Genomic DNA, 9000 nt, shown 5'->3' on the forward strand with positions numbered 1-9000 from the left:
TACGGAAAAATACGAACATAAAAAAAGCAAACGGTGAGCTTCGAGAGCTCACCGTTTGCTTTTTGCATCGTTCCAAACCTTTAGGCATGCGCGTTCCGTCGCTTCCGGTATTTTCGCGTCCGTTCGTCATCGATCGGGCCGTTCCAGTTCAGTCCAAAACCAAAATCATAGATTTGGCCTTCCGTATCTACGTGGCACTCCATGTCATGTGCGACGTCTTCCAGCTGCTCTTCCACCGTTTTCATGTTGGCGGGCATCTGCAGAGGAAGCAGCCCTGACGGTTCCACCGCTCCGGTGATGATCTCCATAATGGCCTGCGCTTGAACCCCAAAATCGGCGACGATGGCGTCTGCTTCGGATTCAAATTCCTCAACGACCGTCGGATTGGAAAGCTGCAGAGATACGATGACGGGTTTTCCGTTCATCAATTTTCGGGTTTCTAGCACTGCATCCAGGTCGGACGTATTCTCGGGCGTGACGCTCTTGCCTTTGTAAGAACGGTTCAACACGTCGCCCGGGCGCGGATCGCCGGCAAGACTCATCCCGCGAGCATGTTCCGCGGTGTATGTCCGGTACTGCAGGCTGATCGGCACATAACCGTTGCCGCCCTGTTCGGCATCCTCCCGGCTGTAGCCTTTGCCCGACTTGGGGGAAGCGATAAAGACAAGCCCGGCATCCGCATCCTCCGGGCGCTCCGCAACGGTAAAATATTTGGACACGATATCCAGATTCACCGGATATTCAAGCGACTCCGGCGTCGGATTGCCGAACCAGTCCGTTCCAGCCGGTGTATAACGTTTCGGAATGTACACCTTTAAACCCGGTTGAAGCGGAAGCACGCGGTTTTTATTTTTGAGCAGGACAACCGATTTCAGCTGCGCTTCATATCCTTCCTTCATAAAATCCGGGTTCCCGACCACGCGGGCGCTGGATTCCGGATCCAGGTAAGGGTTCTCGAACAACCCGAGCCGGAACATATTAAGCAGAAGACGGACGGCGGATTCCTCGAAACGCCGGCGCATAAACGGCTCCCCGTACTCCCGGACTCCCATCTCGTAGGCTTCAAGCACCGGTGCGGCTTCATTGTTGCCCCCGAATTGATCGACGCCGGCCAGCAGCAGCTTGTAATGTCTTTCGGCGACGCTTAAGTGCTCGACGCCCCAAGGCTTGCCGCTGAGAAAGGAATCTTTCTCCGGCGATTCGTCGGCCGTAATCATCCAGTCGGTACATACGACGCCGTCGTAACCGAACCGGCCGCGGAGCAGATCTTTGATCAGATAAGAATTATAAGAATTGCCTACTTCTTCGCCGTTGGCCTGGTCCTGACCGGAAGAAATCGTGTAGTAAGGCATGACCGCGGCAGCCTTTCCCGTTTTACCGGACAGCTTGAAAGCCCCTTCCGTAAAGGGAATCAAATGCTCTGCAAAGTTATCGCCCGGATATACCGCATATTTGCCACATCCGTAGTGGGCGTCTCGTCCGCCTTCCCCCGAACCTCCGCCGGGCCAATGTTTCACCATCGCGTTAACGCTGTCGTAACCCCATCCGTCCCGGATCTCACGCTCCCCTTCCGAAGTCTGGAAGCCGTCGACATAAGCCCGTGCCATGTCCGCCGCCAGCGCCGAATCTTCCCCGAACGTCCCGTTGAACCGGAACCAGCGCGGATCGGTGGCAATATCGATTTGCGGCGATAAAGCCGTCGATAATCCCAACGCCCGGTATTCTTTCGAAGCGACTTCGCCGAATTTCTTCGTGACGTCCGGATCAAAGGTGGCGGCCAGCCCCAGCGTTTCCGGCCACATGGAGATTTTGCCTCCCGAGCCCGCGTTAAACTCCGAGCTCGAATCGGATCCGTGCCGAGGGTCGGAGCTGTTATTGGCCGGAATGCCAAGCCCTTCCCCTTCGGCAAAAGCCTGAACGAGGTTGTTCCACTTGGCGGCAACCTCCGGGCTTTCCACCGTTGTCACCAATATATGTCTTACATGGTCCCGGGCCAGAAACTGCAGCTGTTCATCCGTCAGTTCCCAAGGTTTGACGCCGCTATCCTCATAGGTTTTGCCGCCGTAGGTTGCGGAGAACCAGCCGGTGCTGGCGGCGGGAACCGCTTGGTGCCGGCTGTACAGCATCAGCCCCGCGATTTGCTCGACGGTCATTTTGGACGCCAGATCCCGGGCTCTTTCCTCCGGCGATAAACGCCAATCCTCATAGGGATCCAACTCTCCGTTTTTGTTCAAGTCCTTAAAAAAGAGGCCGTCCCGTTCGATAATCTTGACGCCGGAGCCGACGGAATATCCAAGCGTCGGCCCATTGTTATTTTGTATATAACGAATTTCCGCGTTTTCTGTTCTCTTTGTATGCTGCATTATTCGTTCCCCTCCACTCGTGTTGCACCTTATGAATTTAAATTCAGCTTTTCGTTCAACTCGTCGATGACATTCGCCAGCTCCGCTTCGGTCATGCCCCCGCCCATCATGCCGGATAAGGAACGGAGAGCATCGTATTTGCGCCATTGCACCACAGCTTCAAAAAGTTCGGCAAGGCCGTCATCGCCCATGCTCTCGGCAAACATGGCTCCCATTTGTTTAATCCGCTCCAGGCTGCCGTTCATCGCTTGATCGGCAAATTCGGCCGTTTCAGGAATGGCCAGAAGCTCAAAAAATTTGGTGTTGCGGTCGACTTTTCGGAACGGTACCGCGGTCGATTCCAGGTGAACGATTGCGGCAAGCGGCGTTTCCGCCGACGACGGGCCAACGACGATTTCGTAATCGCCCGTTTCGGAGAACCAGTCATGAATCTCCGTATTGAAAAAAGCAAATGAACGTTTATCGAGCGTAAATTCGACGGTCGCTGCTTCTCCCGGGGCAAGATTGACCTTGGCAAAACCTTTTAGCTCTTTGATCGGTCTGACCACACTGCTGCCGAGCGGCTTCACGTACAGCTGCACGACCTCTTTCCCTGCGACCTGCCCGGTATTCCGAACGGTTACGGCGACTTTCAGCGATTCCGTATCTTTGATTTTCGTTTTATCCAATGCGATCCCTTCGTAGGCATAGGTCGTATAACTAAGGCCGTGACCGAACGGGAACAAAGGCTGCTCCTTTTTGGCTTCGTAATACCGGTAGCCTAGAAATAAACCTTCCCCGTAGTTCACTTCGCTTTTGCCGCCGGGGAAATTGAGATAGGACGGCGTTTGCTCCAGGCGGACCGGGAACGTCTCGGCCAGTTTCCCGCTCGGGTTTACCGCGCCGTACAGCACGTCGGCTGTCGCGCTGCCCGTTGCCTGGCCGCCCAGATAACCTTCGAGCACCGCCTTCACCTGCGGCAGCCACGGCATCGTTATCGGCGAACCGTTGGACAATACGACGACGGTATTCGGCTGGACGGAGGCAACCGCTTCAATCAGGCGAATCTGGGACAAAGGCATATCCAGATGGGTCCGGTCCACTCCCTCGGATTCGAACGACTCCGGCAGCCCTGCAAAAATGACGGCTACATCCTTGCTCCGGGCCAGCTTCACCGCTTCATCGATCAGGTCTTGCCGAATGTCGTCGCCTTTCAGGTTATAACCCTGCGCATATTCCGCATCCTGTGTCATGCTTGAAATCGCGTCGAATGCGGCGTCGATCCGGGTCGGCGAAATGTGGGAACTGCCGCCTCCCTGATACCGCGGATGCTTCGCGAACGCGCCAATGACCGCCACGGACTGCCCGGAATGGAGCGGCAGAAGCCGATCGTCGTTCTTCAGAAGCACCATGCAGTCTGCGGCGGCACGGCGGGCCAGAAGGTGATGCGCTTCCTTGTCGTACGTGAAGCCTTCCTGTCTGCCGTCGACCCCCTGGAAGATGACCGTCAGCAAGCGGATCACCGCTTCATCCAGCACGGCTTCATCCAGTTCGCCGGATTTGACCGCATCGACGATCATTTGGTCATGCTCCGGACCGACGTACGGCATTTCCAGCTCCAATCCGGCCTTGAGTCCTTTCACCCGTTCATTGATGGCACCCCAGTCGGTCATCACCAGACCTCGATGCCCCCATTTTTTCTTCAATACTTGATTCAGAAGATAGTCGTTCTCCGAACAGTAATCCCCGTTTACCTGGTTATAGGCGCACATGACCGTCCAAGCGTCGCCTTCTACGACGGGCCCTTCGAAGCTGCGCAAATAAATTTCGTTCAACGTCCGCTCGTCAACGATTGCGTTAATGGAATTGCGCAGCGTCTCCTGGTTGTTGGCGGCAAAATGTTTGACCGAAGTTCCGACGCCTTTGCTCTGGACGCCTTTTACATGGTTTGCGCCCATCTCCGAAGACAAGTACGGGTCTTCCGAGAAATATTCGAAGTTTCTGCCGCACAGCGGCGAGCGTTTGATGTTGACGGCCGGACCGAGAATGATTTGCACGTCCTCCTGCAGGCATTCCTCGGCGATGGCCTCACCGACTTCCCGGATCAAATCGCGGTCCCAGGACGACGCCAGCCCCGCTCCGCTCGGGAAACAGGTTGCAGGCACCGTTTTGCTGGACATGTCCCCCGGGTTGGCCTGCTTGCGCAGGCCATGGGGACCGTCCGTCATGACGATGGATGGAATGCCGAGCCGTTCCACGGATTTGGTCTGCCACATGTTTAGTCCGGAACACAAGCTCGCTTTTTCTTCCAGCGTCATTTGAGATAGGATTTCGTTCAGGTTTCGTTTCATGATATGCTTCTCCCCATTTCTAAACTGGTTGAATTCGCCTTGTCGTCATGGTCATGCTGCCCCACCTCAGGCAGAGGCTTAAGCGCAGCCATCCCGATGGCGACGCACACGGCAAGAACGATGTAGAAGAACGGCCAGCCGCCGATGCCCAACAGTAACGGGGCGATGGCCGGCACGATCGATTGCGGCAGCGCGTTGGCTACGTTCATGATGCCGAAATCTTTGGCCGCGTCCTCCTTATTCGGAAGGATCCGCGACACAAGCGCCATATCGACGGCGGTGAAGCATCCGAATCCGAGCCCCATGATTGCGGAAGCAATGATAAAGGCCGTATTATGGGCGAAAATGGCGTAAATCAAAATCGAAACGATAATGATCAGCGCGGAAACGTACAGGAACGGTTTTTGCTTGCGGAATTTATCCGATAACACGCCGCCGAAAATGCTGGTTACCGCCATGGCGATCATGGAAATGATGTTGATGGTAGCCACCGATGCCGTTGCGGCGCTTTCAGAATATCCCATACGGTTGACCAGCATGACGGTCAGGTACAAGCTGCTGCAGTAACCCATCATGAGCAGAAACTTGGAGATGACCGCCCAGGTAAACGCCGGGTGCTTGCGCGGATTAGGATAAATCTTGCTTAACTTCTCGCCGATCGACACTTTTTCTTGCGGCGCGTTGACGATTTGAACCTTCCCGTCCTGAATGATGAACAAGCTGATAACCGGTCCCACAATCCCGATGACCGCCAGCAACGTCCATTTCGTAACGGAGGACGCGTTCGTCATCGCCGTCATCAACACCATGCCAAGGGCCATGGCCACCGGCAAAACGGTTCCGAGCATGCCGGAGATCGTTCCCTGCTTTTCTTCCTTCACCTGGTCCGGAATCAACGCAGTATACGCTGCCATACCGAAGTTAAAGAACAATTGGGCGATCGCCCAGCCGATAAAAATCTGCCAGATCTGGGTCGAGAAGCCCACCCAAAGCAGCGCCGCGCAGCCGAAAAGCGGGCCTAACAATATCCAAGTCCGCCGCCGGCCGAACCTGATGTTGGTGCGGTCGCTGATTGCGCCCCCAAGCGGATTGCCGATCAGTGCGAAAAACGCCCCAACGCCCGAAACCAGGCCATAGGAAGAGGTGTAGCCGTTCGGATCGATTTCAATCATTTTGAATGTTAGAAGAAGCGTTGCCGGAGTCATTAGTGCCAGCATCATGCAGGCATAACCGAACATGATGCCGAACGTAAGCCGTTTGAACGGCGTGATCGTTTGGCCGATGATCGTTGCTTTAGCCATAAGAGATAACCTCCTCAAAGTGTGTGGAAACGTTTACAAACCGATTATAAAACAAACCGCCCATCGGACGAGAGGCGGCTGTTTGCGGTCTTTTATGGCCATTTTTAATGGTTTTGAAAGCGTTTTATTCAATGCTTAGGAAATTTTGATTAAAAATCGACACAACGTCCCTGCTATCGGTTAAAACGCCGGGATTAGCTCAACCAATTCCACCGCATGCGGTTCAAGCGTACAATTGCAGTGAAATAGGCGTCCCTCCACTTCCACTTGAATCATGCGACGATCCGGCTGCGATGCAGCTCTTAAATAATGAAGCTCTTCCTCGGTCATCGTCTCCGGCGCCCCCATATCCACCCAGGCATCGAAGCTGCTGCCGGCCGAACGGGTGATGCTGCGCGATTTCATTACGTATCGTCCGTCCGGTATTCCATGAAGCTCTATTTCGAGCTTCAAGGTTTTCTCGCCTTTGAAGCCGCCGTACCGGCTTGTAGGCGTAACGAAGGACGTATCCCCCAACGCATACAAATCATCGAAATGGCAGTAGTTATAGCATAAAATTTGGTACCCGCGGCCGTTTTTCGTCACGATATACCCTTCATCCATTGACACGAGACGGTCTCCGAGCCTTGCCATCAATTCGTAAGCATACATCGCGGCTTTCGGAATGCCGTACTGAGCAATCAGACCGAGTCCGCCGTGAAATAAAGCGGGGGATGCCGACGTTTCCTCAATATTGTCGCTGAGCACCCAATAGCCGAAGCCGTCGATCCGGTCGAGATTTTCGACCAGGTTTTTGACGATATATGCGGCTTTATACAGCGTATCGTTGGTCAACTCACGGTGAAAAGCGGTGGAATTCCATTCCGTCAGATACACTTCCCGATCGGTCAGCCCCTCCTGCTCAAGCAGATGCAGCTCGTGGGTTAACGCATCCCGCAAATAATTCGGATTTGGCGAAACTCCCTCGAATTGCTCCAACAGGATCCGGTATGGCTCCAGCCGGCGAAGCTCGCTGACGTCGTCTTCCTGGTTGAAGAATCCTTCCAAATTTTCGTGCGGATAGAAATGATACGGAATGAAATCAGGAAGGCAATCATGTTCCCTGCAAAAGGCGTAAAAACGTTCGCTGAACGCATTGGAGCGCAGCGTAATAATCCGCCCCGGGGCCCCGATGCGAAGGTTTGGCGAAATGCTTTTCATCGTTTGGTACGTCAGCAAATACAGCTCGTAATATTCGTTGTCGGAACCGGGCCAGAACGCCTCCAGCTCGGGTTCGTTCCAAAACTCGAATCTCCAGCTTTCAACCTCTGCCGCTCCGAAACGGTTCATGCAGTGCCGGAAAAAGCGGTCGATCAGCTCGCGCCAAAGCGCCGCCGACTTCGGCTTGCTGGTGTAGCTTTTCCGAAAAAAGATGCTTTTCTCCGGATCGGCCGCCATCGCGGACGGCATAAACCCGAGCTCAACGAACGGCTTTAAACCGATCGAAAGCAAAAAGTCGAATAGCTGGTCGATCAGCCGAAAATTAAAAGCAGCCTGTCCGTTTTCCCCTTCATGGTAAACCATCATCCCATCGTCAAAAATGCCGTGAAACCGCAAATAACCGAATGGACAACCATTCTGCACGTACCGGAGCTGCTGCTGCACATCGGCATGCAAACCTTCCTTTGCTTTTCCGATGGTGATCAAACGTCGCCATGTATGACGAATCGGCATGCCTTCTACGGCAGCGTCTACCTTCCTCGATATAATCTCCAGCTTATGCACTTCCTGTTCGAACCGGGCTTGTCCCCGTTCCAGATACTGGTGAATGATTCCAAGCGCGCTGGACTGGTTGAATTCCAAATAATTGGTTGTTGGGCGATCCTTCTTTTCGTTCAGTTCCGGCCGATACTGCTTCCGATATTCGTTCGGGGTCATATGATACCTGTTTTTGAAGGCGGCGTAAAAAGATTTGGCATTCGGAAAGCCGTGCAGCATCGCAAGCTCCGAAATCGAAGCGTCCTCTTGGCGAAGCAGGTCCTCGACGGCATTTTTCAAGCGAATGCTTGTCAAATACGCCTGGAAGTTCAGCCCGATGTTTTCGCTGAAAAATTTGGACAGATACGGGACCGACAAAAACTCCCGCTCCGCGATGGACTGAAGGGTAATCGGCTCGCGGTAGTGGTCGTCGATGTACGAAATGATCCGCAGCATCCGGTCCATGTGGCGCTCGTTAACGGCCCCGTCCGCCGGCGGGGCTTTGAACCGTTTGACAAGAATGGAAAGAACCCCGAGCATGGCGGACTGCATATCCAATTCGTACGTCTCCGTCCGTTTGTATTTCAGCTGCACCATTTCGGCCAACAGACGCCGTAACCGGTAGACGGCATCCTTCGATTCGGTCCCCGCTTTACTCGCTTGAAAGTTGAAGGAGAACTCTTCTGCGCTTTTCATATGTTCTTTTAAATACGCGGCTGGTATTTGATATGTGGCAATGATGTTCATATCCAAGCCGATGACTTCATGAACATGATGCTGATTGATCAGCAGAACGTCGCCTTCTTTGAGCGTATGATTAACGCTATCGATCACAACCTCCAACGTTCCCCGCAGCACAAAAATGATCTCCACGCTGTTATGCCAGTGGCTGGGAACGTAGTTCACGCTGTGCAAGGAAACGTCAAACGGCAAGCCGTCATCGATTTCAAGCAGCTCAAAAATTGAATTTGCCATAATCGGCCTCCTCGGTACATCTTACGACCCATTATAACAGATGACGATGGTGTTTTAGGAGGAGCTCATTCTCCCCGCATCCTAACGCTTCCGCGCACCATTCATTATTTGTAGTTTAAAAGTAAATAAGCCGCGATATTGAAGTGACCCCCAAAAGCTAGACACGGTTATTTCATCAAGCAGCTTTCTCAAAATGAGTTCGGTACTGTACCGGACTCATTTTGATTTTTGCTTTTAACCGTTTGGTATTGTAGTATTCAATATATTTTTCCAATTCTTCTTTGAAATGTTCCA

At 53.4% G+C, this 9000-nt stretch carries 5 protein-coding genes; all 5 read right to left on the reverse strand.

The annotated features are described in order from the left end of the window. Positions 1-80 precede the first annotated feature (80 nt). Entirely contained in the window at positions 81-2363 is a 2283-nt protein-coding gene (locus RJP21_RS18515) for a glycoside hydrolase family 3 protein (protein WP_310860597.1), read from the reverse strand. 29 nt (positions 2364-2392) lie between these two features. After that, positions 2393-4693: a beta-glucosidase gene (locus tag RJP21_RS18520; RefSeq protein ID WP_310860598.1), complete on the reverse strand. Its 2301-nt coding sequence runs from the start codon at positions 4691-4693 to the stop codon at positions 2393-2395. Next, positions 4690-5994 carry an MFS transporter gene (locus tag RJP21_RS18525; RefSeq protein ID WP_310860599.1) on the reverse strand — a complete coding sequence of 435 codons (1305 nt, stop codon included), beginning with the start codon at positions 5992-5994 and terminating at the stop codon, positions 4690-4692. Before RJP21_RS18525 ends, RJP21_RS18520 begins: the two co-directional genes overlap by 4 nt. Before the next feature lie 180 nt (positions 5995-6174). Continuing rightward, the gene (locus RJP21_RS18530) at positions 6175-8706 is read right to left on the reverse strand and encodes a GH39 family glycosyl hydrolase (protein WP_310860600.1); all 2532 of its coding nucleotides are present in this window, start codon (positions 8704-8706) and stop codon (positions 6175-6177) included. A gap of 175 nt (positions 8707-8881) precedes the next feature. After that, positions 8882-9000, reverse strand: a 119-nt coding sequence (locus tag RJP21_RS18535; protein ID WP_310860601.1) for an IS3 family transposase, incomplete at its 5' end; no start/stop codon positions are given.

The sequence above is a fragment of the Paenibacillus sp. VCA1 genome (assembly GCF_031583795.1).
Taxonomy (GTDB): Bacteria; Bacillota; Bacilli; order Paenibacillales; family Paenibacillaceae; genus Paenibacillus_AQ; species Paenibacillus_AQ albilobatus.

What these genes read in the sequence shown, in the direction of transcription:
- RJP21_RS18515 (WP_310860597.1), bottom strand. Translation starts at nt 2,363, where the DNA reads ATGCAGCATACAAAGAGAACAGAAAACGCGGAAATTCGTTATATACAA.
- RJP21_RS18520 (WP_310860598.1), bottom strand. Translation starts at nt 4,693, where the DNA reads ATGAAACGAAACCTGAACGAAATCCTATCTCAAATGACGCTGGAAGAA.
- RJP21_RS18525 (WP_310860599.1), bottom strand. Translation starts at nt 5,994, where the DNA reads ATGGCTAAAGCAACGATCATCGGCCAAACGATCACGCCGTTCAAACGG.
- RJP21_RS18530 (WP_310860600.1), bottom strand. Translation starts at nt 8,706, where the DNA reads ATGGCAAATTCAATTTTTGAGCTGCTTGAAATCGATGACGGCTTGCCG.